Here is a 23,123-nt window from a genome sequence, read left to right on the forward strand (position 1 = left end):
AAAGCAGGAAGAAGCCTCACCTCCTGCTTTCCTCCTTTCTTCCTTTCGTCCTTTTCTCCTTCCTCCTTTATTTCCTATGAATTCAATTAACTGGCCGGATGTGCATGCGTCGCTGCACAAAAATGGGTTTGCCATACTTCGCCAGGTTTTACGTCCCGAAGCGTGTCGGCAACTTTCGGCCCTGTACGAAAACCCGCAGCATTTCCGGAAAACCATTGTGATGGAACGGTACCGGTTTGGCGAAGGGGAATACAAATACTTTACTTACCCCTTGCCCGAAAAGATTCTAACGCTGCGCACTACGCTGTACGAAGCCATCTGTCCGGTGGCCAATCAGTGGATGGAAGCTCTGAACACCGGGATTCGGTATCTGCCCACACACGCCGGTTTTCTGGACAAATGCCGGCAAAACCGCCAGACGCTGGCAACGCCCTTGCTGCTGAAATACGGAAAAGGTGGTCACAATACCCTGCATCAGGATTTGTACGGCGCCGTATATTTTCCGTTGCAGGCCGTTGTTTTCCTGAGCGAACCGGGCACCGAATATACCGGCGGTGAGTTTGTGCTGACCGAGCAGATTCCGAGGGCGCAGTCGAAGCCGACGGTTCTGACGCCCGGCCAGGGCGATGTGCTGTTGTTTACGACGCAGTTTCGGCCGCAGAAAGGCAGCCGGGGCTATTACCGGGTCGCCATGAAACACGGCGTCAGCACCGTGCACACCGGAAACCGCTACACACTCGGCATCATTTTTCACGACGCCCAATGATTTGGCACCGCCATTTTTCACAAGACGATTCGGGAAAATTGGAACTCCGTCGCCTGATCAAAACCGGTGAAATCCGACTGGGTGGTAACGCCGTTCTAAAAATTTATGGGACGTTGCGGTGCCGGTCCGGTCAACGGATGCGGCCGAAAAACCGGGTTTTCTTTGCCTCGGAAGACGAAGCCATCCGCTGCGGTTTCAGGCCCTGCGGCCATTGTCTGCCCGAAAAGTACCGGCAATGGAAAAACCGGGTAAGCCACTAATCGCTTACCCGGTTTTTAACGAATTAGTCGGTGCCGGTCGTTCGTTCCAGCTCCACTTTGGCGATTAGCAAATCGTAAACGGCCTGCAGGCGGTTGGTTTGGGCCTGGCGAAGCGCCAGATCGGCGTCCATGACCTCACTGAATCTCGTCAGTCCCTGCCGGTACCGGCTTTGCGTCAGGGCGTAGCTGCGTTCGGCGGCCCGGATGACGCCCTCCTGCGCCCGGATGCGGTCCCGAGATTCTTCCAGCGTTGACAGATGGGAGCGGACTTCGTTGCCAATGAGTGCTTTGCTGTATCGCAGCTGTTCCTGAGCCTGCTCGTAGGCCAGCCGGGCCTGCTGAATTCTCGGGCTGTTGGCGGCATTGAAAACCGGGATGCTCACTTGCAGACCGAGGTAGCTAACCAGGGGCCAGCGGCTCTCCGAAAACCGGAAATTGTCTATCTGGGTCAACGTTCCGACCTGCCCGAACAGACTCAGCGTCGGCAAACGGCGGGCCTGCTCCAGCCGGATCTGCAACTGGCTGTTTTCCAAACCGAGCAGCAGGTGCCGGATTTCCGGCCGACGATTCAGCGCCAGCCCAATCACAGCGGTTTCGGCTTCAACCGGCTCCGCCTGAACCGTCAGGGAGTCCGTCAGGGTAAGCGTGGTGGCCTGGTCCGACGATTCGCTGAGGCCGGTCAGCACGGCCAGCTGGTTTTGAAGCAACGTGAGGGTGCGGTCGAGTTTGGATTGATTGGGCCGGAGGTTGGCCAGTGCCACGAACGCCCGGAGCGTGTCGGCATCGGTCGCCAGCTGCACCCGGTACAACGTACGCACCTGCTGCAAAACCTGTTCGGCGCGGGCCATGCTCCGCACCAGCAACTGCCGCTGTTCCTGCGCCAGCAGGGCGTTGAGGTAGTGGCGTTTAACGTCGGCAACCTGACGGGCCACCGTCGCCCGGACTTGCTCGCCCGCGAGTTTTTGCCCCAGCCCGGCCTGTTGGCGGGCGATGCGGAGAGTTGGCTGGATGACCGGCAGGGCCACGTTCAGGCCCGCATTGTACTGGTTTTTCAGGGCCGCTTCAATGGGAGTCATTCGGTTTTCGTCAAGCGAAAAACCGCCTTCGGGCGTGATCGAAAAGGCCGGGAAAAAGAAAACCGGCGGATTGATGTTGTACTGGTATTGAACGGCCGCGTTAAACGTGGGCAAACTCATCCGCTGCACTTCGGCGGCTTTCGCATCGGCCTTCTGCAGTTCCAGGCGCGCAATCCGGACCTCGCCATTTTGCTGACGAACCCGCTCGACCGCTTCGCGGAGGGAAAGGGCGCGCGGGGCCGATTCCTGGGCCAACGCGCCACCGGCAATGGTGATCAACAGCAGGGTGGTGAACCCGGCAGCGACCAGTTTTTCCTTTTTCCGTTCATTCTTTTCTCCCTTCCTTTTTCCTTCTCCGCTCACCCGCGCAATGATCCGGGCGAAGTAAAAATAAATAACCGGCACAAATACCAGCGTCAGGAACATCGAGCTGGTCAGACCGCCAATGAGCGCCCAGGCCAGACCGGTTTTCAGTTCAGCACCGGGTCCGGTTGCCAGCGCAATGGGCAGCATCCCGATGACCATTGCCAGGGTGGTCATCAGGATGGGACGGAGCCGAACGTAGCCCGATTCGAGCAGGGCGTCGATGACCGGCATGCCCTGTTCGCGGTTTTCGTTGGCGCGCTGCACCAGCAGAATGGCGTTTTTGGCCACCAGCCCCAGCATCATGATCATGCCCAGAATGGTGAAGACGTTCATGGAATTCATGGTGAGGGCCAGCGCGAACAGGGCCCCGACAATCGCCACCGGAATCGAGAACAGCACGACCAGCGGATACGCCCAGGAGTTGTAGAGCGCCACCATGACGAGGTACATAAACACGATGGCGGCCAGAAACATCAGGCCCAGTTTGCCAAACGAATCGTCCTGCAACTCCAGATCACCGCCGTAGGTAATGCGCACCGACGGATCGAGTTTCAAACCGGTCACGGCTTTCTGAATGTCGATGCCGATTTCGCCCGTGGGCCGCCCGATGGACTGCGAGGTGATCGTCATGGAATTGTCGCGGTCTTTGCGTTCCAGAATCGCCGGATTAAACGTGTCGCGGATGTCGGCCACCTGCTTCAGTTCCACGGGCTGACCCAGGGCGTTCGTCAGCGTCAGGTTGCCCAGCTGATCGGTGCGGTTCCGGAATGATTCGGCGTACTGAATCCGCATGGGAACCGATTCGTTGCCCTGCTGAATTTTCAGGTCGTCGAAACCGGCCAGGGCCGTCCGGATGGCCAGGCCCACGGTTTCGGTGGTCAGGCCGTAGCGGGCCAGTTTTTCCCGGTTGACGTTGATCTCAACCTCCGGTTTGCGAACGTTCCCCGAAAACCGCACATCGGCCGTGCCCGGAATCTGCTTGATGGCTTCCACCAGCCGCAGGGTTTCGGTGCGGAGTTTGTCGCGGTCGGAAGCGCCCACCATCAGGATAATCGGGGAAGCATTGTCGGACCCCAGAATCCCCAGCGGATACGCCCGAATCCGGGCGCCGGGAATGCCGGACGCCATTTCTTTCACTTCCCACGTCAGCGTGTTCAAGTCTTTTTCCCGTTCGTTGCGGGGTGAAAACGTAACGGCAAACTCGACCGCATTTTTGCTCGTCGGCAGGTTCGACCAGCCTTCCGGATTGGCCCCCACGTTCGTAAACACGCGCCGGACTTCGCTCATCCGGTACAACCGGGCTTCAAACTGTTTCGCATAGGCGTCGGTTTGCTCCAGTTTATACCCTTCCGGAAATTGCAGCACCACGTTGATTTCGCCTTTGTCGGTGGGGGGCATGAATTCGCCACCGATGAACCCGTTGCCGGGCAGCATCAGCGACGCACTGAAAAGGACAAAGGTCGCCAGTACGGTGGTTTTGCGGTACCGGAGCGCCGTAGCCAGCAGGATACGGTAAGCGCCCGAAAACCGCTCGAACCCGCGTTCGAACCCGAGGCCAAACCGGCCCATCAGCGTCTGGCCGGACAGGGTTTCGAGCTGGCCGAAACGCGAGGCAATCATTGGCGTCAGGGTGAACGAAACGAGCAGGCTGAACAAGGTCGAGATGACTACCACGAGCGAAAATTCCCGGACCAGATCGCCCACCAGCCCCGGCGCAAACGACAGCGGTACAAACACCACCACATCGACGAGCGTGATGGCCAGGGCCGCAAAACCGATGCTGTTCCGGCCTTCGAGGGCTGCCGTATGTTTGTCTTTGCCTTTTTCCAGTTGCTGGTAAATGCTTTCCAATACCACAATCGAATCATCGACCAGAATACCGATTACCAGCGAAAGGGCCAGCAGCGTCAGCAGATTAAGCGAGAAACCCAGCAGGTGCATGAAAATAAACGTCGAAAGCAGGGAAGCCGGAATGGCAACCATCACAATCAGCGAAGACCGCAGGCTGTGCAAAAAAACAAACATCACCAGCGCCACCAGCAACACCACCAGCATCAGATCGTGGTTGACGGCATCGGCAGCCGCCAGCGTGAACTCCGATCCGTCCTGCGCGATGGAAAACGTCAGTCCCGCAGCCGCATAGTCGGTTTCGAGTTGTTTCAGGACTTTCCGCGCGGCTGCGCTTACTTCCACGTTGTTGGCGCCCGACTGTTTCTTGATCAGGATGCCCACTGCGCTCCGGCCTTCAGGTTGGCCCGGTCCGGTCTGAACCATAAACCGGTTCAGGTTTTCCATTTCTTTTTTCAGCGACGAAACCGCAGCCACGTCGCCCAGCAGAATTTTCTGACCGGCGGGGCTGGTGTGCACCACAATGTCGCTGAGCTGAGCTACCGCGTCGGTTTTGCCAACCACCCGCACCGAATAAGCCGCGTCGGCGTCTTTCACGCTGCCCGATGGCACGTTCAGGTTCGACGCCCGAATGGCACCGACCACCTGCAAGACCGACAGGTTCAGGGATTTCAGGCGCGCGGCATCGAGCGCTACGCTCACTTCCGCTTCCGGCAAGCCCACAAACTGCACCTGACCCACGCCCGCAACCTGCGCCAGTCGCGGTTTGATCTGCGTTTTGAGCAGGGTGCCAAATTCCAGTTCCGACAATTTGCTGTTGGCGGCCACGCGCAGCAATGGCAGTTCCGAAATCGAAAACCGGTCGAGGGTGGGCGTTCGCGAGCCGGCGGGCAGCGTCGTGGTGATCTGGTTGACCCGCCGTTGCACGTCCTGCAAAGCTTTGTCGGAATCGACATCGTGCCTGAACTCCACCATCACTACCGACACGTTTTCGAGCGAGAGCGACTGCACCCGTTTGATGCGGTCGGCGGACGAAACCACATCTTCGACCGGTTTGGTAATACCGCTTTCCACTTCGGCGGGCGACGCGCCGGGATACGGGGTGGTGACAATAATGAATGGGATCGAGAGGTTGGGGAGCAGCTCGTACCGCATCTGCGAATAGGAGAACAGGCCCAGAATGCCCAGCACCACGAACAGGACAATGATCAGGATGGGGCGTTTGATGGCGAGGAGGGTCAGTTTCATAGCGTGCTTACGGTTTGTCCGTCTTTTAAACCTTCCGTGCCGCTCACCACCACGCGCTCACCGGCGCGCAGGCCGTTGCGAACCAGCAGCGTGGTGCCGACGGTAGAGCCGGTTTCGATGGTGCGGAGCGTGATTTTGTCAGCTTGCAGCACATACACCGCCGGTTGCTGGCTGGTGGTGACGAGGGCCGAACGGGGAATTGACAGACCGCTCACGGTCGTTGCGTTTTCAAGCGAGGCATTGGCCGTCATGCCGACGCGCAGCGGATGGGCTGCCGAGTTGGCCACCCGGATTTCGACCGGAAATGTGCCGGTTTCTCCGCCTTTCAGCCGAATCTGGTGAACCGTGCCGGAGACGGGTTTGCCCGGATACTGATCGAAGGCAACGGCGACGGTGCGACCGGGTCGGAACCGGCTCAGTTCGGTTTCGGGCACATTCACCACCAGTTTAACCGCCGACACATCGGTGAGGGTCAGGAGGGGAGAGCCGGGCGCGATAAACATCCCGCGATCGATTGTTTTCTGGGTTACGACTCCGCCGATGGGCGCGTAAACCACCGCGTCGCGCAATTGCTTTTTCAGCGTCAGCAGCTGCGTTTCAACCGTGCGAACCTGCAAGCGGGCGGTTTCGACCTCCGAGGTGGGCAGGTTGTTTTCGCGGTGCAGGGTTTCGTAACGCCTGAGATCAGTTTGCGCTTTGTGAAGCTGGGCCTCAGCCTGGGCGATGGCCAGGTCGGTCAGCTCCGTGTCGACCGTCAGGATGGGCTGGCCTTCCCGCACGGTTTCGTTGAGCTGGGCGTTGAGACTTCGGATGGTGCCCTGCGTGGTCGCGTTCATCTGCACTTCACGCCAGCACTCGGTTTTGCCAATGTACGAGGCCGCGTCCGTAAACGTTTGCTGCTGAACGGTTTCTACGGTTACGGTGGTTGCCAGCGGTTTTTGCGCTTCCCGAATTTGTTGTTGCTGTTTCTGTTTGTTGCTCATCAGCAGCGCAGCCGACGCGCCAATGAACCCAAAAACGGTGAGAATAATGAGTAACTTTTTCATTTGGTATGGAGTATGCGGTTTAAAAAGAGGAATGCTGCTCCGAAAAGCATGGCAAAGGTTGGTGGAGGGGCCTGCTTCGCCAGTGCCGAATCGCCTGAAACGGAAAAAGCCGCTCCTGAAGCGGCCGGGAAAGGGGACTAAAGAAGAATCCGATTAGGGCCGGGCTTTGATCAGGGGAAGCCGGACGACAAACTGGCCGTTGATTTCCTGAATGCTCGGAACCGGCTGTCCGAGCATCTGGTATTTGGTCAGGATGTTGCTCAGTCCCACGCCGTTGGAAAGCACCCGCGTCTGCTTTTTCTGGAGGTTGTTGCGCACCGATATAAAGGCCGGCTCGTCAGTTTGAATTTCGATCTCCAGCGGCTGTTCGGCCAGCACCACGTTATGCTTGACGGCATTTTCGAGCAGCATCTGGAGCGTGAGCGGGGGCAGCTGGTAGGTTCCAAACCGTTGATCGATTGCCAGTTTCAGTGTCAAACCGGCTCCGTGGCGGGTTTTAAGCAAATGATAGTACGACTGGATGAAAGCCAGCTCGGTGTCAAGATCGGTCAGGTTCTGTTCGTTGGCGCGCAGCACGTACCGGTAAACCGAACTGAGTTCTTCGGCGAACAGCTCGGCCTGCTGCGGGTTTTCGCTGATCAGGGCGGTGAGCGAATTGAGGCTGTTAAACAGAAAATGCGGATTCACCTGTTGTTTCAGGCTGTCGAGCTGCCGCTGCATGTGCACCTGCTTCAAACCGTATTCGCGCTCAACACTTTCTCTCCACCGCTGGTACGAATAAACGGATTCCAAAATGCCGACGGAAAGAATATTCGTAACCAGCCCCAGCAGCAGGGTCCAGCGAAAAATAACCGGGTCGAACCGGTAGCCGGGCAGGTTGAAAACCGCAAACAGGCCGTACAGTGTGCTGGTAAACAGGGCCGTGACGAAGACGTAAAAGAGCAGGCAATAGATGATTCGCCGGATGGACTGATCGAGTTCCCGGTATTCATTGCGCATGATCCGCATCCAGGCCACCATGACCCAGGCCACCAGCACATAAAGCGCCGTTTCTGCGATGGAGAACGGAATGTAGACGCTGAAATGAGTGAAATACGCCGGCCCCAGTACCAGATAATTGCCAAAAATTAAAGCCGGATAATTGGCCAGCATCACGAGGACATCGTATCGGTTGAGCGTAAAACACTCTTTCATAAAGGGTTCGTTTCCAGTCTTTTCATAAAGATACAAAACCGTCAGAAATATCAGAATTTCACCCGGGAGGCTGGCGGGACGGGTTATTGCCTGGTGTAGAGTTTTTTGTAGATTTGAGGACTGGCCTGTGCCACTGGTCTGTCATGAAACTACCCGCTTATTCCCGTTACGACTGGGTTTTACAACTTTTTTTTGTTCCGTTTCACATCAGCATTCTGAACTGGTTGCTGATTGGGCCTGCATTCTGGCAGAACCGGACCACGCTGGCCCTGGCAACCGGCATTACGCTGGTCGATACGTTTCTGAACTGGTATACCAATAACGGTATCGCCCTGAAAGTTAATTCGTTATATCCGGACCCCAAGCAGTACTTCAGCCGAACCATCCACCTGTTTATCGCCTGTGCGTTCAGTTCCATGCTGCATGTGGTGGTGATTTTCTTCGTATACTGGTTCATCGGGTTGCCGGGTTTTGTGCCGCAAGTGGCCCAATTGGCGCTGGGAATGCTCTTTACGACCGTTATTGCCGCCATTGTGGTGATTACCTACGAAAGCATCCACAGTTTCGACCACTGGCAGGAGTCGCGCCGGGAGATCGACACCCTTAGCAAAGCGCAGCTCAAGGCCGAACTGGTGATTTTGCGTCAGCAGGTGAACCCGCATTTTCTGTTTAACAGCCTCAATTCGCTCACCGCCCTGATCAGCGAAAATCCGCAGCAGGCCGAGCTGTTTGCCGAAGAACTCAGTTCGGTTTACCGGTATCTGCTCCGGAGTAACGAGAACCCGCTGACGCCCCTGGCGAACGAACTGGATTTTCTCCAATCGTATTACCACCTGCTTAAAACCCGCCACGGCGACTCCCTGAAGCTGGTGACCCACATCCGGCCCGGCACCGAAACCCGGCAATTGCCACCCCTGACCCTCCAGTTGCTGATCGAAAATGCCGTCAAACACAACGTCATTCTGCCCGAGCAACCGCTCACCATTGAACTCAAAACCGACGATCAGTACCTGATTGTGCGCAATAACCTGCAAAAAAAACAGACGCGGGTACTTTCCAACGGCGTGGGACTGAGCAACATCCTGACCAAATACCAGATGCTCGGACAGCCCATCCCGACGATCGAAGAGGATGGGCTGGAGTTCCGCGTTACGCTGCCGCTGGTGTAAAAACCGCCCGGCAGCTGGTTATTTTTTTACATTTTCCGCCAGTTGGAGCTGGGCATTCTTCTGGGCGATGTCGTTCTGGATTTTCGGAACGGTTTTCAGGTATTCATAGATCGCACCCACTTCGTGATCCGTCAGCATCGGCCGGGGAAACATGGGCTGTTTCAGAATCGAGCCGTCGGGCCGAACCCCCGTTTTTACCACCCGGATAAACTGGTCCTTCGTGTATTTTTGGGCAATACCGGTTTTTTCATCAAACGTTAGATTTGCCGTAAAAACCGGCTTGCCATCATCGCTTTTCATCTCGATACCGCCCCCGTAATAGCCCTTGCTTTGCTCCGGATGCGTTTTGCTCTGGTCGATCAGGTCGCCGGAATGGCAACTGTAGCAATCGCCGATGGCGTCAGCGGTGTACCGGCCCATCGCCACCTGATCCGTGCTGTCGGGCATTGAAATGAGGGCGGGCGAGTAGGGGAGCGGTTTCATCAGCGTGTGCGTCAGCAGTTTGGATACAAAACTCAATTCCGACGGGGGCGCTTCCTGGTTGGCGGGCTGCACCGGAAAGCGGTCGGAGCGCAGCCAGGCCACCACCGATTTCAGGTCTTCGTCGGCCATATTGGGGTATTGCGGCATAATCGGCGCAAAGGTCCCATCGCGCCGGACGCCAGTGCGCAGAAAATACATCAGTTCGCCGTCGGTCCAGCTGCCAATGCCTTTTTCGCGGTCCTGGGTAATGTTTTTCGAGTACAGCTTGCCGAACAGGGCCGGAACTTCGCCCAGGTACTTGCCCGTCAGGCGGTTTTGGTTGTCGGCATGGCAGGCCATGCACTGAATCTGGCCGATGACCTCACCCCGGGCGATGCGCGCGGGCGTCGGGTCAACCTTTTCTTCCGTAAGGATGGGCGGATCGTAGGTGGGAACGCCCGTGAGGGCCACGTAGGCGCAAAAACCGGCTACTAACAGCAGAACCGCCCCCAGGATCAGGCCGATTCCTTTAAAAACTTTTTTCATGGTAGTGAGTGCGTAAAAGAAATGGTGTGGAAAAGGGCCTGTTTGACGGGGCCGTCACAAAATTGCCTTTCAGGTTTCCATTTCTCAATCCTTAACTCGCTGAACCGTACGAACTTGGAGGTGAAGCGTCAAAACGAACGGGTGGTTTGCCAGCAGCAGGCAAACCGGGTCCGGAAAATAAAACCGTCGGGTCGTCTGCGTTTCTTTTCCGATCTTTAGGATTCATTACGGATTCCAAAGGACGTTTATCATGCCGCTTGTCCATCTCTCCAAAGACCTGATTCTGAAGCAGATTATTGAGTCTACCCCCGCACCAAAAATGGCAACTCAATACGACAACGTTCCGGCCCAAAACCGGGTGTATGTCGCCCTGCTGGAAAGCATCGTTTCGCAGCAAATATCGACCAAAGCCGCCGATTCCATCTTTGCCCGGTTTCTGGCCCTGTTCCCCGGTGGCTATCCGCACCCGGAACACCTGGTCGCCAAGTCGCCCGAAGAACTGCGGAGCGCCGGACTTTCGGGCCAGAAATCCCTGTACCTGCAAAGTGTGGCCGAGTTTGCGCTGACAAATCCGATGGATGCGGTCTATTTCGGTGCCATGACCGACGAAGAGGTGGTGCAGTACCTGCTGCCGATCAAGGGCGTGGGGCGCTGGACGGTTGAAATGCTGCTGATGTTTGTGCTCGACCGGCCCGATGTGTTTCCGATCGACGATCTGGTGATCCGGCAAAAAATGGTGCGCGCCTACGGATTAACCGAAACCGGCCGGGCCCTCTACAGGCGCCTGCACGAAATCGCCGAACCCTGGCGCCCCCACCGCACGCTGGCATCGCGGTATTTGTGGCGCTGGAAACCGGAAACGTAGAATGGAATGATGGGTGATGAACGATGAACGATGAATTGCGTTGTTTCAGCCCATTCATCGTTCATCATTCATCACCCATCATTCATATTTCGTTACTTCCGGGTGAATTTCCAGGATTTCGGAGGATAGATCGCCGGCTGGACTGACCGTCCAGCGCTCGGCGATGACGGTTTTATTGGTCTGGTCGATGTAGTTGATGTCGATGGCCGGGCCGTTCATAGACAGCATCGCAAAGCCGTTAAAACCCACGTTGCGCCGACGGATGCGCTCGCGAACCCGCTGGTCGTAGAACAGCAGTTGCCCCAGATGGCCGCGGTCGGGCGCATCGGTTTCGACGGGCATCCCGCCGTGTCCCACGCAGCGCCCCCAGGCCTGAATACCGTCCTGAAAACCGTATTTATTATAAAACGAAAGCCGGTGTTCGTGTCCCCAGAACCACAAAACCGGCCGGTCAGCGGCACCAAAGGCGGTTTTTAGCTGCCGGCCCACCACCGGGTGATCGTCGCGGAAGGACGAAAAATACGGGTGGTGACTCAGGAAAATGATGCCGCGCTTATCCGTCGGGTCGTTGAGTTTGACGGTTTCCGTCAGCCATTTGACGTGCTCGTCGCGCAGGTTGCAGTCGGGTTTGAACAACACTTCCAGAAAAGGCCGGTTGGTGGAATTGTAACCGGTATCGATGCCGATGATGCGCCAGTGTTTGTTTTCCAGGCAGAAAAAACCGGCTTGCTGCGTCGCAATTTCGGGGCCTTTCCGGATTTTCATGGCGGGCAGCAGTTTCTTGAAAAACGCCGTGCCGTTGGAATACATCTCGTGGTTGCCCGACAACGCCAGGCTGCCGTGTTTGCCAAAGTGCCAGGATGCATCCGGGTTGGTAAAATTGGTGGCCACTTCCTCCGGCGTTCCCACAAAGTAAACATCGCCGAGGTGAATCGTATAATCGGGGTCGCGGTCGCGGATCAGGGCGCCGATCAGGTCGGATTCGGGCGTGTCGGTGGCCCAGTCCGACACCAGCGCAAGGGTGACGGTTTCGGAGTAGGTATGCAGCGGATAAATGCCGTCGTCGCCGTTGGGAGCCGGATAAAACTGGTAGTCGGCTTTCGGGCCGTAGCGGCTTTTGATGTAGTGATAAGCAAAACCAAGCAGATTGGTGGCGAAGAAGGCGGCTACTTTGTTGGCCGCCGTACCTTCCTTCAGCCGTTTTTCGTACAATGCCACCTGCGTTTTAAGGTGGTTTTCCAGCTCCGTATGGCCTAAATCGACGTATTGTTCGGGTTCTCTTTTTTCTGATTTCATCGGCAATAAAGGCAATTTTCAAGGGAATGATCAATGTGAACGTGTTCCCTGTCCAAGACGTCTACATTTAGCATTCTACATTCTACATTTATGATTCCCTTTCTTCTTTCTCAACGCTCCCTCAACTGCTTACAAATTTACAACCTCCAGCACCATTGCAGCGTCGGTATGAAGCAGAATGTGCAAACCATCCGGCCGGACAGCAATGGCCCGGGGACTCAACTGGAATTTGGGAATGTCGATGCGGGCCTTTTTCCCCGCTTTCCCCCGCGAAAAGGCCGCTTCGATCTTGCCCGGCAAAAGCGTCAGGTGTTCCTGTAAGGGTATTTTCAGGGCCGCTTGCAGGGTGTCTTTCAGGGTGTCGTGCAAAAGCCAGTCGGCTACTTTGGCCAGCGATTGCTCGGTATGCATGTCGTAGTCGATGTCCCGGACCACCAGTTCCCGGCGAACCGTATCAAAAGCCGGGCGCCCCCGAAAATACAACGTGCCGCCAATGGCCCCCTTGATGTCGGTCTGAACAATCAGCGCGTGCTCGCCCCCGTAGACCTTGACGTCCTTAATGTCGACCAGATGGTTGATAATGTCGAGTTTCTTGCCCGCCACATAGGTATTCAAAACCGTGGTCATCTGGTCGTAGGGAATGCGACTGAGCAGATTAATGCGGGAGAGCATGGGCAACGAAGCCACTCTCTGGAGCTTTGGCAGCCGGGTGGTGAGCGGGTATACCGGTTTCGGGCCAAACTCCGAATCAACGTTGAGCTTGATGCGCATCGGAATGACCAGGGAGCGCGCGTTTCCCCGTAGCGGCCCCACCAGCACGGCAAACGGGCGGGGGAGCAGCCAGACTTTTTCGTAGGCTTTGTTGATCAGAATCGGTTTCTGAATGTCGCGCCAGACGGTGGCCAGTTCACGGTCGAGCCGGAGTTCGTTAAAAACCGCCTTGTCAATGGCGTCTTCAATGCCGTTCTCCCGTTTTTCCAGAATCCGGTCGGCCAGTTTGGTCACCGGAATGGCCAGGCCGAGCACCCGGATTTCGGGTTCGGTAATCCAGCGGTAATTTTCCAGTTCAACCCGCGTTTCCATGCGCCAGTCGTCGCGGACGGTCAGCGGGCTGCGAAACCGCACCTGGAGGGCGCTGTAAACCCGGTTGGTGGTGTCTTTGGGGCTGCGGCTGAGTCGCAGCGGGTTGCTGATCCAGATTTTGAGGGATGCGCCGAAGGTCAGCCGGTTGCCGTCGAAAGCCAGTTTGATGGGACCATCCCGTTCGATGTGCAGGTTCAGCGGCCGGGTGATGCCGTTTTTGATCTGGGCGTTTTCGACCAAAACCACGCCCAGCGCCCGGTTAATTTTGCTTTCCAGATCGGCTAACTCGAACAGGATCGGGGCGCTGACGTAGGAACTGTCCACCACCAGCGAATCGTCAAAATTGCGGGCGGCTGGCGGCTCGGGTTTTACGCGCTTGCAGGAAACCGCCCCCGCCAGGAACAGGGCCAGAAAAACCGTCAGAAGCAGCCAGGAAAGGAGTCGGGTAGGTGTATGATCATCCGTTATCATGTCAGGCCAGGAATACTTGTTACCAGCTACTTAACTGGTAATCGGCCTGCTTTGTTAAATGATGGTTTTGTCGTGTCCGTTGCACAGCCACACCCCTTCGAACAACCGGCTTCTTTCCGGAAAAAACTTTTCCACCCGCGCCAGCCCAGATACGCCAGCGCGACCACGAAAATAAGGCCGATGAGAAGCTCCTGCATGATTTAAGTTGGCTTGGTGAGGTCGTTAAACGCGCAATTATACTGCTAATGACTCCTCACTTTTAACTCGTAACTACACCCAATGGTTCCGTAAAGCGAGCTGGTAGGCGTGTTGGTAGTGGTGCTCGCCGTGCCAGGCGTAGTTGGCGAGGGCTTCGGAGAGCGTAAATTGCTTTTTGCTTTCGGGGTGGAAATACGTCCGCTGGAGCTGGGCTTCGGTTAGGGACTCCAGAACCAGCACCCAGCGCTGGTGCAAGTTGCTCAAGATCACCAGCGAAGGCGCGATGGACAAGTGGTAGTCCGGCAGCGTGGACCACTCGTTTTCGTCGTACGGTTTAATCGTTGGAATGGCCTCCGTCAGCGCCAGTTTGGTGCGAATGTAAGCATTCATGTGGCTGTCGGCAACGTGGTGCACCACCTGCCGGATGGTCCAGCCTTCGGGGCGGTACGGTGTGTCGAGCCGGTTGTCGCCCCACTTACCGACCAGTTCGGTCAGGTTGTGCGGAAAAACCGCAATGGCAGCAATGTGTTCCTGCGATTGCTCGAATGAGTACGTAGTCCCGAAGGAAAACCGGCCAATGGGATAGCGGAGGGTTTCGAGGTCTGTCATGGTTGCTCTTGATGGATGCGTTGCAGGCGGATTTTGAAAGGGCAATGGGCCAAAAACCGGGTCCAGCTCCGAAAAACCGGATCCGAAAAACCGGCTCGTCAGCGCGCTGGCAGGGGACCTTCGTTGTTCCAGTATTCTTCGATCACGGCCAGCAACTCGGGTTGCATGCCGCATCCGGCCAGAATATCCCCCCGAAACAGGTACTCGTCGCCCCCGTTGAAGTCGGTGACAATGCCGCCCGCTTCGCGCACCAGCAACACCCCGGCCGCCATGTCCCAGCTGTTGAGGTTGAATTCATAATAGGCTTCAAACCGGCCGCAGGACACGTAAGCCAGGTCAATTGCCGCCGAACCCATCCGGCGGATGCCGTGCGTCCGCTGAATAAGCGTGGCAAAAATGGCCAGATACCGATCCAGCCGATCGAGGATCCGGTACGGAAAACCGGTAGCTACCATACTTTCACCCAGGCTGGTGGCAGGCGACACCCGGATGGCCTCCGGGGTTCCGCCCGTTCGCGAATACCAGGCACCACCGCCCGCGCTGGCCGAGAAACACTCGTCGCGGCTGATGTCGTACACCGCCCCGGCCAGCGGAGTTTTGCCTTCGGCCAGGCCGATGCTGACCGAAAAAACCGGCAGTCCGTGAATAAAATTAGCGGTACCGTCGAGCGGGTCGATGATCCAGTTCAGGCCCGACCGGTTTTCGGTTTGCCCAATGGTTCCTTCCTCCGTAATGAAACCGGCTTCGGGCAGGAGTTGGTGCAGGGCGTCGACAATCTGCTTTTCGGCTTCCTTATCGACGTACGAAACCAGGTTGTTAACGTCTTTGTATTCAATTTTTTCGCGCGAAAACAGCAGGCTCTCCTGGCGGATGAAGCTCCCGGCCGACCGGGCGATGTCGTCGATTTGCTGGCTGATTTGCGTTAACTGAAGATCACGAGCGGGCATAGGTTGGCTGTTCGGTTTGGGTGGATGCAAAACGGTATTGGTGAAAGGCGCGGTACAGTAAGGTTAACCAAAAGAAACCGTAACCGTAGAGATAGTGGTGGAGAGCCGCATAAAGAATAAAGGCGAGCAGGCCCACACCTGTCAACAGAAAATAGGTACGGATGGTTTTGGAATTGGTCTGGTGCGACACCCAGAAAATGAGCGGCAGGTGCAGCGGCATCAGAAACAAAACCGCCGGGTTCCAGGTCGTGACGCCGTGGTCGGTGAAAAACCACAGGAAGATCAGCAGCCAGCCCCAGACGCCGGAAAACCCGAACAGCCAGCGGTCGAGCCAGAAACCGCGCAGCCCGCGTTTCTGCTGCCGGCGGGTGATCAGAAAAACCGCAACGAGCAAAACCGCAAAAACAAAATCCGGCGAAAGCAGGAAGGCCAGAAAACCGTTGCTTTCCTCCACCGTGACGGCCCGGAACATAAACAGGCTGTTGGCGACCAGCGAAGTGGCGCGTCCGTCGGGGGATTTGAGCTGCGCCCGTTCGGCTTCGGCAAACACGTTGTCGGGCAAATACATGGCCTCCCAGGCCGATGCGGTTTCGTCGGCCGGCCGACCAATGCCGAGGTTCATGCCCATCCGGGCCCAGGGCTGGGTCGTCAGGTAGTCGTTCATCCAGTCGCGGTAGGAGCGGGTCGAATCGACGACGTTGACAAACCGCAGGCTGTCGCCACAGGCTTTGACCAGCATATCGCGCGGGCGGGTGGCGCAGTTGTCGTAGTAAAACTTATAGCGGTATTCCCGGTTTTCGGGCAGTGCGTTGGTTTCCAGCATCGTATACAGCCGCTGCCGCTGCGCAGCCGACAGGTTCAGCACCTGCTCTTTCACCGAGCGGTTTTCGACCTGCGACGCATACAACTGGTTGGGCATCGGGTATACCGATACGTAATACGGCAGGGTGCCCTGCAAAAACTTTAAATAATAGTTATCGGTGTAGGACGCAAACGTTCCGTAATTATACACCTTGTCGACGCCGTACATCGGATCGCTGACCCAGAAAGCCGTATGGCCGAATGAGGTATAAACTTCGTCGCCCGGCGCCACCGTAATCAGGCTGATTTTGGCCTGGGGAGAAAGGGTTTGGGCAATGGAGGAGGATAAGAAAGGGGGAAAGGAGAAGAGGAGTAGGCAAAACAGGACGGCACAGCGCGAAAAGAATCCTCCGTTCCTCCCTTTCTCCCTTCCACCTTGCCTTTTATTTTCCCTGAACAACAATGACAATTTCACCTTTGATCGTTTTTTCGGCAAAATACGCAATTATTTCCTGGATTGAGCCGCGAACGGTTTCTTCGAACAATTTGGTGAGTTCGCGCGAGACGCTGGCGGGCCGGTCGGGACCGAAAACCTCGCCAAACTGCGTCAGGGTTTTGAGCAGCCGGTGGGGTGATTCGTAAAAAATCATGGTGCGCTCTTCGGCGGTCAGTTCGGTCAGGCGGGTCTGGCGGCCCTTTTTGTGCGGCAGAAAGCCCTCGAACGTAAACCGGTCGGCGGGTAAACCGGAGTTGACCAGCGCGGGCACAAAAGCCGTAGCACCGGGCAGACACTCCACCGGGATTTCGTTTTTGAGGCACTCGCGCACGAGCAGAAAACCGGGGTCGGAGATGGCGGGTGTGCCGGCATCCGAGACCAGGGCCAGCGTTTTGCCCGCTTTCAGTTGGGCGATGACGCGCTGCACGGTCTGGTGCTCGTTGAAAATGTGGTAGCTGTGGAGCGGTTTGCTGATTTCGAGGTGCTTCAGCAGGATGCCCGAAGTGCGCGTGTCTTCGGCCAGAATACCGTCCACCGATTTCAGCACCTTCACCGCCCGCAGCGTAATGTCGTCTAGGTTACCAATCGGGGTAGGGACGAGGTAGAGCTTCATGGATTTAATAATGAGAGAATGGGTGAATGATAGAATGAGTGAATAACCTGCCGGATGCAAATTTCTGCGGATCTATTCACTCATTCTATCATTCACTCATTCACAATTGAGTCGATCTCCTCCGCAAGCTTGCGGTCTTTTTCCGTGACGGTGTCGCCCGCGTCGTGGGTGCATAGCCGGAAGGAAACTTTGTTGTAAGTATTGGTCCATTCGGGGTGATGGTCCATTTTCTCGGCGATGAGGGCCACGCGGGTCATGAACGCGAAGGCTTCGCTGAAGTCCCGGAACGCGAAGGTTCGGGTGAGCTGGTTGTTTTCTTCTTTCCACATAACCGTACGAACGGGTTTTGGCCCGCTTTGTTTGGGAACGGCAAGTTAGAAGATTGTGGGGAAAAAATGAGGATTCTTTGGCGGAGTGTTGACAAAACAGAAAAACCGTCTTACTTTTGCAGCCACATACGTGACCAAAGAGGAATGGCGGAGTGGTCGATCGCGGCAGTCTTGAAAACTGTTGACTGTAACAGGTCCGGGGGTTCGAATCCCTCTTCCTCTGCCGAATCGTTTCAATAACCCACTTGTTGTAAGTGGGTTATTTTGTTTTCGGACGATTAGGTGCCAGCCGATCCGGATTTTAAAGCAAAACCGCGTTTCTTCCGGTGTTACTTCCACCCTTAATTCCGCTACGGCATCACTTTCAAACTTGGTAACTCTTCAAGCCAAGGCGGGGTTTGACCACCATTGGGGCTTATTCCAATTAGGCTTTTCAGTTGAAAGTCGGTGAGATCAGCGCATTACCGGCGCACTAAAAATTCGTAAAAGGTTTCGACGCCTTTGTCGTTGATCAAACCCGGTTTCCAGCGGGGCATTAAGGCCCCGATCCGGGCAATCTCTTTTTTCAGGGTAGGATCACGGTCCGTGGAGGGCACCAGTTTAGTGACCTTTCCGCTCCCGTCAATCGTGGCCGTCAACCAGGTCTTCCTGCCTAATTTTATGGGTTTTTCAGTATCCTGGACACTTTCCCGGATGAATTCCGCCAGTTCGCCATCACCCCCGGGGAAAGCGGGAGGGGACTGGGTTTTAATCGAAATTGCCCCATACGTATTGTATGTTACGTTGGGTTTTACGGGTTTGTAGCCTGGCTGGGCCATTGCTTCCCCCGTAGAGATTAGCCCAAGAATAGCGCCGACCAGGGCGATGCGACGAATGGAAGGTGAGATCATCTTTGCGTTTTTTTTCAAGATGCAGAACTGGATGTCACGGTTGCACCCGTATCTGAAAAGTTGCCGTAATAGCCGATAGCCGGTGGGCGACCGGCAGGCCGGCAGCCACAATACCGACAAGCCATTAGCTCAGCAGACGATGGAAAGACCGGAACTCACTATGTCAGAACAGTCCGTTACTGCTGGCTTACCCGTCTCTGGGCAAACAGCCAGTCCAGTATTCCGGGCGTGGCGTCTAAGCCGGGGGTAAGGTAGTGACCAACGCCCGGAAACTCGGTGTAGCGCGGGTGTCCCCCCGCTTGTTGGATTGCCTGGATGACCTTCCGGGAGCCTTCAACCGGAACATTCCGATCCTTTTCGCCGTGGAAGGCCCAAACGGCTACATTCGTCATGTTTCTGGACAGGGCAGGGTCGCCGGCTCCACATACGGGCATGGCGGCTGCAAACATGCCGGGCCGGGTTCCGATGAAATGCCAGGTGCCATAGCCCCCCAGCGATCCTCCCACCACGTACCGCCGGTTGGAGTCAATGCTGAATTCCTGTTCCAGGGCGTTGAGCAAAGCAAAAACAATCGTATCCCGGGGAACCAGGTGCGGCAATCCACCCCAACTGGTCCCCCGGGAACACTGAGGGGCCAGAATAAAGGCGGGGTATTTTTTTCGATTCTCCGGCTCCGTCAGGCGCTGAATTTCCCAACTGGCTAATTGACGAATGTTGTCCGTGCCGTAACCCGCTCCGCCGTGCAGGCTGACCAGCAGCGGATAACGTTGGGTCGAATCATACCCTTCCGGTTTGAGCAGTCGATACGCCAGGGTATCACCATCCCGGTTCGTAAACGTGCGGGCTTCGAAAAACCGGGCCAGGCGGATGGCTTCCGGGGGCGGATGAACGGCCCTCATTCCCTCGCCGAACAGGCTTACGCCCAGAAACAGAAACGCGGCAATACCGACGAATCGAGCTGCGTCCACCAGGGCTGTTTGCCAGCTGGACGGGTTCAAATCCGCTGGGTGGGACGGGCCGGCCGGTTGCTGCCAGAAATAACCGATGAAAAACAAGGGCTGTAAACTGCCGAGAAAGGAAAGCCACAGTTGCAACCGCTCCAGAGTTGGGGTACTTTGGCCCCTATGCGCCTGCATCGACCAGATCAACAGGGCTAACGCGCTGCATACCAGAAGGATACCGGACACACCTGCGGCTTTTAACCAGTTGTTTTTGCCCGCGTGTGAAAACACCAGACTGCTCGCTGCCAACAGGCCGGCTGCGAGATCCAGTATTAAAACCCATGGATAATAGGGTTCAAACGCCCTGGTCAGCGGAACAAGTAGACAATAGAGCAGCACCACCCGCAGCAGCGCGGTAGAAAAAGCAAACAAACCCGTTACCAAAGCCGTCCGGAACTGCCGAAGATAGTATTGTCGAAGTACATAGGCGGTACCACAGAAGGAAATCAGAGCAGCCGCCAAAAAGAAATTGGCGAACGAGGGACGCGTCAGCAGGTCGGCGCCCACTTGCAGATAGAGCAGGCTTTGGAAGAGGCCCATCGCCACGGTAAGGCCCAGAAATAAAATGGCGGCATGGTTGGACGGTTTTGTCATGATAAGGGTGGGGCCAGTCCGATCCGGCGTGATTGGGTATTCAGACGTTTGAAATTAAAAACTACCCGTCAGGAAACAAGGGGAGAAGCGTTTCCCAAGAAAGTCATACTCAATAAATAAGACCGGTTCTGTCGATTTTAGTACCTTTGGTCACGCAGCTACCTGAAAGACAAAGACCGCTTTAAAGAAGCATGAGCAAAGTTTCCTGAACCGGAGCGGGTAGAAGCCCGGCCATAGTGGATTGTCCAGGGCTCGGATGTTTGTCTTTGCAGCTGATGTGATTTGAAAAAATTGAGGTGTAAAGTGCCTGGAGGGTCATACAAGGATTGGAATGAAAATTCGCATCATACGGTTTTTCGTGTTGAGCTTCATTTGGGGACGTGCATTTCCCCAGCCCGCCGTTCAAGGGAGTATACCCGCTGAATTTCAGTCGGCTCGAACCATCCTGCCTCAGTATGTCAAGGCTCCCGATTCAACGTTTACCTGGACGTTGACGAAGCGGGTCGATTCCCCTCAGGGTATTTTTCTTGATCTTTCCCTGCAGTCGCAGACCTGGCGAAAGATTCCCTGGAAGCATCATTTGTACGTCTTCTTTCCGGCTTCTGGATCTTCCCAAACCGGATTCCTCACCTTACAGATGGACTTTGATGCCAGTCAGGCTCAAGCCGCTCTCCAGCAACTTGCCCAGACCACCGGCGTTCCCAGTGCCATCTTGTGCAACGTTCCCAATCAACCCCTTTTTGAGGGCAAGGAGGAGGAAGAACTGCTCAATTATACGTTTGAGCAGTTTCTGGCAACCAAAGAGACCACCTGGCCGTTGCTACTGCCCATGGTTAAAGCGACGGTTCGGGCGATGGATGTATTGCAGGCAGCCAGCGCACAGCAGGGGGGAGCGTCTTTAAAACAGTTTGTGGTGGCGGGTCATTCCAAAAGGGGGCATACGGCCTGGCTAACGGCTGCGGTTGATCCACGCGTAGCTGGACTCATCGCTCAGGGTTTCAATACCTTAAATTCGGTGGCTCAAATACCGCATTATTATGCCACCTATGGGGCATTGGATCAGTCGGCTTTGGCCGCCAAAGCCGTCATTGAACAAATCAGCAGCCCGGCGGGGCAACAATTGGTGCAGATCGTGGACGCCTATACCTATCGCCAGCAACTGACAATGCCTAAGCTGGTCATTGTCGGTACGAACGATGATTACACCCCCGTCGATGCCCTGAATCTGTACTGGCCCGGTTTAGCCGGCAGCAAATCAGTGTTGTCCTTACCGAATACAGGTCATGTTGGCGCCAATCATGATCCTCGCCTTTTTCCAACGGCTTATGCCTTCATTGAGACTGTTGCCCGGGGAAAACCAATGCCGACTGTTGAAAGTACCCTCGATCCAACAGCAAAGGGAGTTCGGTTGCTGGTAACCACGAAAGACTCCGCCGTGTCGGCCCGGGTTTGGACCGCTCATTCCCCGACCCCTGATTTCCGGGACGCCCGCTGGGAAATGAAGCCAGCCACTTCGGTGAATTCAACCGACGGCCGAAAAGGGCTTCCTGGCCGGCATCAGTATACGTTTGACTTGGAAAAACCGTCGTCGAGTCATCAGGCAATCATTGCCGAGGTCGAGTTTGCTTCTCCCAACAGGCGGTTTTGGCTGTCAACGATTCCATATGTCTTGAAAGCGCCGTAACGAGGAAGGAACCGCCGATTGCTTTCGGGGCCGCAGCCGTTTGTTCCATTTTGGTTTAGAAGAAACCACCCAAGGCTGATTCGCCTGAAGCCGGATCATACGTTGGGTGAATAGGCTGGCTAACAACTGGTTGCGCTTTTTTAGGAAGATTTCCTACCTTCGAATTTCCAGACCAATTTTTCCCGGTAAAATGAGAAAGCTGAAAACCGGACTGGATCAGCCAAATTCAAATCGAATCCGATGAAAAACAGAAGAATGAGTATCCTGAAACTGCTATCGATTCTGTTCGTTCCGCTGCTAGTGGCCAGCAACAGCATACATTCAGGTACGACAAAAAATCCACCCACTGGAGTTGCGGACGGTTTTCGCTCAGCCCCGACGCAGAGCGACTCCCTCAAGGCGGTTAGTCAATTTCTATTGAAAGCATCTGCCACTGATTTTCATAGTCATCAGCCACCCGTCCCAATCGGTTTTCGTGCGGTGAAAGTAGGCTATCTGAATACGGCCAAAGCTGAAAGGCAGTATGTTTTGTGCGGTGAATTTCTTTCGCAGGATAAGGAAGGGAGAAAGATTTGGACCCTTTTTGCCACCATTAAAACCTCGGATTATGAACAATGGATCGGGAATCAAGCGCTGCCATTCTGTCAAAATCCAAAAGTAAAGTGGGTTAAAGGGAATGATTTGTCTTCCGAATTGAAAAAACAGCTTGATTCGCTCCGGTAGCTATCGGTAGGGTGCCTGCCGATCAGGGGCTCCAGGAAATAAACGGGCATCACAAACGCAGGGGAGCTTTTTGGGAGCTGGCAATACGTGCGATAACAATGTGAAAGCACCGCATGATCCTTATCAAAAACCGTAGAAGAACGGTTTCTGTCTGACCCAGCATCCAAGCTGGGTCAGACACGATGAATGCTACTCACTCTGTTCATCCTTAATCCCTTTCAGCAGCGCATAAATGGCCATTGCGTGACCGTGGCCCAGCGAAAAATCCTCCGCGAGCCATTTGGTAATTTCACCCGCTTTCACGTCTGCTTTCAACAGACCCTGGGTCGTAAATCCTTTTTCCTGAGCCAGTTTGCGGAAATCGTCAGGGCCTTTGCCCGTTTTGGCTTTGATGGTTTTCAGATAGCCTTGGAAAGACATAAGTACGAAATTTGATGGAGGAAATAAGTAGCCGCCTGAGTACTGGTTGGCAAGGGCAAATATATCCGTTATGAAGCGTACTCACAGGGGTGATATGCGTCCTTTTTAGGGCGGATTACGTC

21 protein-coding genes and 1 tRNA gene are annotated in these 23,123 nt (G+C 55.6%); 7 read left to right on the plus strand and 15 right to left on the minus strand.

Going from position 1 to position 23,123, the window contains the following annotated elements:
- Positions 1-76: 76 nt before the first annotated feature.
- Positions 77-766: a 2OG-Fe(II) oxygenase gene (locus ACYVHX_RS22725; protein WP_460673991.1), complete on the plus strand. Its 690-nt coding sequence runs from the start codon at positions 77-79 to the stop codon at positions 764-766.
- Positions 763-1,026, plus strand: coding sequence for an Ada metal-binding domain-containing protein (locus tag ACYVHX_RS22730; protein ID WP_460673992.1), 264 nt, complete (start codon positions 763-765; stop codon positions 1,024-1,026). Before ACYVHX_RS22725 ends, ACYVHX_RS22730 begins: the two co-directional genes overlap by 4 nt.
- Before the next feature lie 23 nt (positions 1,027-1,049).
- Here the strand turns inward: ACYVHX_RS22730 and ACYVHX_RS22735 are convergent, their stop codons facing one another.
- The 3 genes from ACYVHX_RS22735 to ACYVHX_RS22745 form a co-directional block, all read right to left on the minus strand.
- The gene (locus ACYVHX_RS22735; RefSeq protein ID WP_460673993.1) at positions 1,050-5,564 is read right to left on the minus strand and encodes an efflux RND transporter permease subunit; all 4,515 of its coding nucleotides are present in this window, start codon (positions 5,562-5,564) and stop codon (positions 1,050-1,052) included.
- Complete coding sequence (locus ACYVHX_RS22740; RefSeq protein WP_460673994.1) at positions 5,561-6,610, minus strand: efflux RND transporter periplasmic adaptor subunit; 1,050 nt, start codon at positions 6,608-6,610, stop codon at positions 5,561-5,563. The genes ACYVHX_RS22735 and ACYVHX_RS22740 overlap by 4 nt, the downstream gene beginning before the upstream one ends.
- 153 nt (positions 6,611-6,763) lie before the next feature.
- A complete protein-coding gene (locus ACYVHX_RS22745; protein WP_460673995.1) occupies positions 6,764-7,804 on the minus strand; it encodes a sensor histidine kinase in 1,041 nt (346 codons plus the stop codon).
- Positions 7,805-7,947: 143 nt separating this feature from the next.
- On the opposite strand from ACYVHX_RS22745, the gene ACYVHX_RS22750 reads away from it, so the two are divergent.
- Complete coding sequence (locus ACYVHX_RS22750) at positions 7,948-8,973, plus strand: sensor histidine kinase (protein WP_460673996.1); 1,026 nt, start codon at positions 7,948-7,950, stop codon at positions 8,971-8,973.
- An 18-nt stretch (positions 8,974-8,991) separates the two neighbouring features.
- On the opposite strand, the gene ACYVHX_RS22755 is transcribed toward ACYVHX_RS22750, so the two are convergent.
- Positions 8,992-9,981, minus strand: coding sequence for a c-type cytochrome (locus ACYVHX_RS22755; RefSeq protein ID WP_460673997.1), 990 nt, complete (start codon positions 9,979-9,981; stop codon positions 8,992-8,994).
- 250 nt (positions 9,982-10,231) lie between these two features.
- On the opposite strand from ACYVHX_RS22755, the gene ACYVHX_RS22760 reads away from it, so the two are divergent.
- Positions 10,232-10,846: a DNA-3-methyladenine glycosylase family protein gene (locus tag ACYVHX_RS22760; RefSeq protein ID WP_460673998.1), complete on the plus strand. Its 615-nt coding sequence runs from the start codon at positions 10,232-10,234 to the stop codon at positions 10,844-10,846.
- Positions 10,847-10,924: 78 nt separating this feature from the next.
- Here ACYVHX_RS22760 and ACYVHX_RS22765 read toward each other — a convergent pair whose 3' ends face one another.
- The 8 genes from ACYVHX_RS22765 to ACYVHX_RS22800 all read right to left on the minus strand — a co-directional run bounded on the left by ACYVHX_RS22765 (position 10,925) and on the right by ACYVHX_RS22800 (position 17,689).
- A complete protein-coding gene (locus ACYVHX_RS22765) occupies positions 10,925-12,142 on the minus strand; it encodes a metallophosphoesterase family protein (protein WP_460673999.1) in 1,218 nt (405 codons plus the stop codon).
- Positions 12,143-12,271: 129 nt separating this feature from the next.
- On the minus strand, positions 12,272-13,696 hold the full coding sequence (locus ACYVHX_RS22770) for a DUF4403 family protein (RefSeq protein WP_460674000.1): 1,425 nt from the start codon (positions 13,694-13,696) through the stop codon (positions 12,272-12,274).
- 26 nt (positions 13,697-13,722) lie between these two features.
- The gene (locus ACYVHX_RS22775) at positions 13,723-13,893 is read right to left on the minus strand and encodes a FeoB-associated Cys-rich membrane protein (RefSeq protein ID WP_460674001.1); all 171 of its coding nucleotides are present in this window, start codon (positions 13,891-13,893) and stop codon (positions 13,723-13,725) included.
- 73 nt (positions 13,894-13,966) lie between these two features.
- Positions 13,967-14,503, minus strand: coding sequence for a YfiT family bacillithiol transferase (locus ACYVHX_RS22780; RefSeq protein ID WP_460674002.1), 537 nt, complete (start codon positions 14,501-14,503; stop codon positions 13,967-13,969).
- A 98-nt stretch (positions 14,504-14,601) separates the two neighbouring features.
- Positions 14,602-15,450: an inositol monophosphatase family protein gene (locus tag ACYVHX_RS22785; protein ID WP_460674003.1), complete on the minus strand. Its 849-nt coding sequence runs from the start codon at positions 15,448-15,450 to the stop codon at positions 14,602-14,604.
- On the minus strand, positions 15,437-16,636 hold the full coding sequence (locus tag ACYVHX_RS22790) for a lipoprotein N-acyltransferase Lnb domain-containing protein (protein ID WP_460674694.1): 1,200 nt from the start codon (positions 16,634-16,636) through the stop codon (positions 15,437-15,439). The genes ACYVHX_RS22785 and ACYVHX_RS22790 overlap by 14 nt, the downstream gene beginning before the upstream one ends.
- A gap of 58 nt (positions 16,637-16,694) precedes the next feature.
- Complete coding sequence (gene rsmI / locus ACYVHX_RS22795; RefSeq protein ID WP_460674004.1) at positions 16,695-17,360, minus strand: 16S rRNA (cytidine(1402)-2'-O)-methyltransferase; 666 nt, start codon at positions 17,358-17,360, stop codon at positions 16,695-16,697.
- A gap of 92 nt (positions 17,361-17,452) precedes the next feature.
- Positions 17,453-17,689, minus strand: a complete 237-nt coding sequence (locus ACYVHX_RS22800; RefSeq protein WP_460674005.1) for a 4a-hydroxytetrahydrobiopterin dehydratase — start codon at positions 17,687-17,689, stop codon at positions 17,453-17,455.
- A 138-nt stretch (positions 17,690-17,827) separates the two neighbouring features.
- Here ACYVHX_RS22800 and ACYVHX_RS22805 point away from each other — a divergent pair.
- Positions 17,828-17,912: transfer RNA gene (locus ACYVHX_RS22805), tRNA-Ser, on the plus strand.
- A 238-nt stretch (positions 17,913-18,150) separates the two neighbouring features.
- Here the strand turns inward: ACYVHX_RS22805 and ACYVHX_RS22810 are convergent.
- Positions 18,151-18,579: a hypothetical protein gene (locus ACYVHX_RS22810; protein ID WP_460674006.1), complete on the minus strand. Its 429-nt coding sequence runs from the start codon at positions 18,577-18,579 to the stop codon at positions 18,151-18,153.
- 176 nt (positions 18,580-18,755) lie between these two features.
- On the minus strand, positions 18,756-20,174 hold the full coding sequence (locus tag ACYVHX_RS22815) for a carboxylesterase family protein (RefSeq protein WP_460674007.1): 1,419 nt from the start codon (positions 20,172-20,174) through the stop codon (positions 18,756-18,758).
- Positions 20,175-20,505: 331 nt separating this feature from the next.
- Between ACYVHX_RS22815 and ACYVHX_RS22820 the strand changes: the two genes are divergently transcribed.
- Together ACYVHX_RS22820 and ACYVHX_RS22825 are read left to right on the plus strand one after the other, a co-directional pair.
- The gene (locus ACYVHX_RS22820; RefSeq protein ID WP_460674008.1) at positions 20,506-21,858 is read left to right on the plus strand and encodes a PhoPQ-activated protein PqaA family protein; all 1,353 of its coding nucleotides are present in this window, start codon (positions 20,506-20,508) and stop codon (positions 21,856-21,858) included.
- A gap of 240 nt (positions 21,859-22,098) precedes the next feature.
- Positions 22,099-22,581, plus strand: a complete 483-nt coding sequence (locus ACYVHX_RS22825; RefSeq protein ID WP_460674009.1) for a hypothetical protein — start codon at positions 22,099-22,101, stop codon at positions 22,579-22,581.
- A gap of 189 nt (positions 22,582-22,770) precedes the next feature.
- Here the strand turns inward: ACYVHX_RS22825 and ACYVHX_RS22830 are convergent, their stop codons facing one another.
- Positions 22,771-23,001: a DUF4287 domain-containing protein gene (locus tag ACYVHX_RS22830; RefSeq protein ID WP_460674010.1), complete on the minus strand. Its 231-nt coding sequence runs from the start codon at positions 22,999-23,001 to the stop codon at positions 22,771-22,773.
- Between the last annotated feature and the right edge of the window lie 122 nt (positions 23,002-23,123).

It is taken from the genome of Larkinella ripae, from assembly GCF_054780775.1.

What these genes read in the sequence shown, in the direction of transcription:
- ACYVHX_RS22725 (WP_460673991.1), top strand. Translation starts at nt 77, where the DNA reads ATGAATTCAATTAACTGGCCGGATGTGCATGCGTCGCTGCACAAAAAT.
- ACYVHX_RS22730 (WP_460673992.1), top strand. Translation starts at nt 763, where the DNA reads ATGATTTGGCACCGCCATTTTTCACAAGACGATTCGGGAAAATTGGAA.
- ACYVHX_RS22735 (WP_460673993.1), bottom strand. Translation starts at nt 5,564, where the DNA reads ATGAAACTGACCCTCCTCGCCATCAAACGCCCCATCCTGATCATTGTC.
- ACYVHX_RS22740 (WP_460673994.1), bottom strand. Translation starts at nt 6,610, where the DNA reads ATGAAAAAGTTACTCATTATTCTCACCGTTTTTGGGTTCATTGGCGCG.
- ACYVHX_RS22745 (WP_460673995.1), bottom strand. Translation starts at nt 7,804, where the DNA reads ATGAAAGAGTGTTTTACGCTCAACCGATACGATGTCCTCGTGATGCTG.
- ACYVHX_RS22750 (WP_460673996.1), top strand. Translation starts at nt 7,948, where the DNA reads ATGAAACTACCCGCTTATTCCCGTTACGACTGGGTTTTACAACTTTTT.
- ACYVHX_RS22755 (WP_460673997.1), bottom strand. Translation starts at nt 9,981, where the DNA reads ATGAAAAAAGTTTTTAAAGGAATCGGCCTGATCCTGGGGGCGGTTCTG.
- ACYVHX_RS22760 (WP_460673998.1), top strand. Translation starts at nt 10,232, where the DNA reads ATGCCGCTTGTCCATCTCTCCAAAGACCTGATTCTGAAGCAGATTATT.
- ACYVHX_RS22765 (WP_460673999.1), bottom strand. Translation starts at nt 12,142, where the DNA reads ATGAAATCAGAAAAAAGAGAACCCGAACAATACGTCGATTTAGGCCAT.
- ACYVHX_RS22770 (WP_460674000.1), bottom strand. Translation starts at nt 13,696, where the DNA reads ATGATAACGGATGATCATACACCTACCCGACTCCTTTCCTGGCTGCTT.
- ACYVHX_RS22775 (WP_460674001.1), bottom strand. Translation starts at nt 13,893, where the DNA reads ATGCAGGAGCTTCTCATCGGCCTTATTTTCGTGGTCGCGCTGGCGTAT.
- ACYVHX_RS22780 (WP_460674002.1), bottom strand. Translation starts at nt 14,503, where the DNA reads ATGACAGACCTCGAAACCCTCCGCTATCCCATTGGCCGGTTTTCCTTC.
- ACYVHX_RS22785 (WP_460674003.1), bottom strand. Translation starts at nt 15,450, where the DNA reads ATGCCCGCTCGTGATCTTCAGTTAACGCAAATCAGCCAGCAAATCGAC.
- rsmI (WP_460674004.1), bottom strand. Translation starts at nt 17,360, where the DNA reads ATGAAGCTCTACCTCGTCCCTACCCCGATTGGTAACCTAGACGACATT.
- ACYVHX_RS22800 (WP_460674005.1), bottom strand. Translation starts at nt 17,689, where the DNA reads ATGTGGAAAGAAGAAAACAACCAGCTCACCCGAACCTTCGCGTTCCGG.
- ACYVHX_RS22810 (WP_460674006.1), bottom strand. Translation starts at nt 18,579, where the DNA reads ATGATCTCACCTTCCATTCGTCGCATCGCCCTGGTCGGCGCTATTCTT.
- ACYVHX_RS22815 (WP_460674007.1), bottom strand. Translation starts at nt 20,174, where the DNA reads ATGACAAAACCGTCCAACCATGCCGCCATTTTATTTCTGGGCCTTACC.
- ACYVHX_RS22820 (WP_460674008.1), top strand. Translation starts at nt 20,506, where the DNA reads ATGAAAATTCGCATCATACGGTTTTTCGTGTTGAGCTTCATTTGGGGA.
- ACYVHX_RS22825 (WP_460674009.1), top strand. Translation starts at nt 22,099, where the DNA reads ATGAAAAACAGAAGAATGAGTATCCTGAAACTGCTATCGATTCTGTTC.
- ACYVHX_RS22830 (WP_460674010.1), bottom strand. Translation starts at nt 23,001, where the DNA reads ATGTCTTTCCAAGGCTATCTGAAAACCATCAAAGCCAAAACGGGCAAA.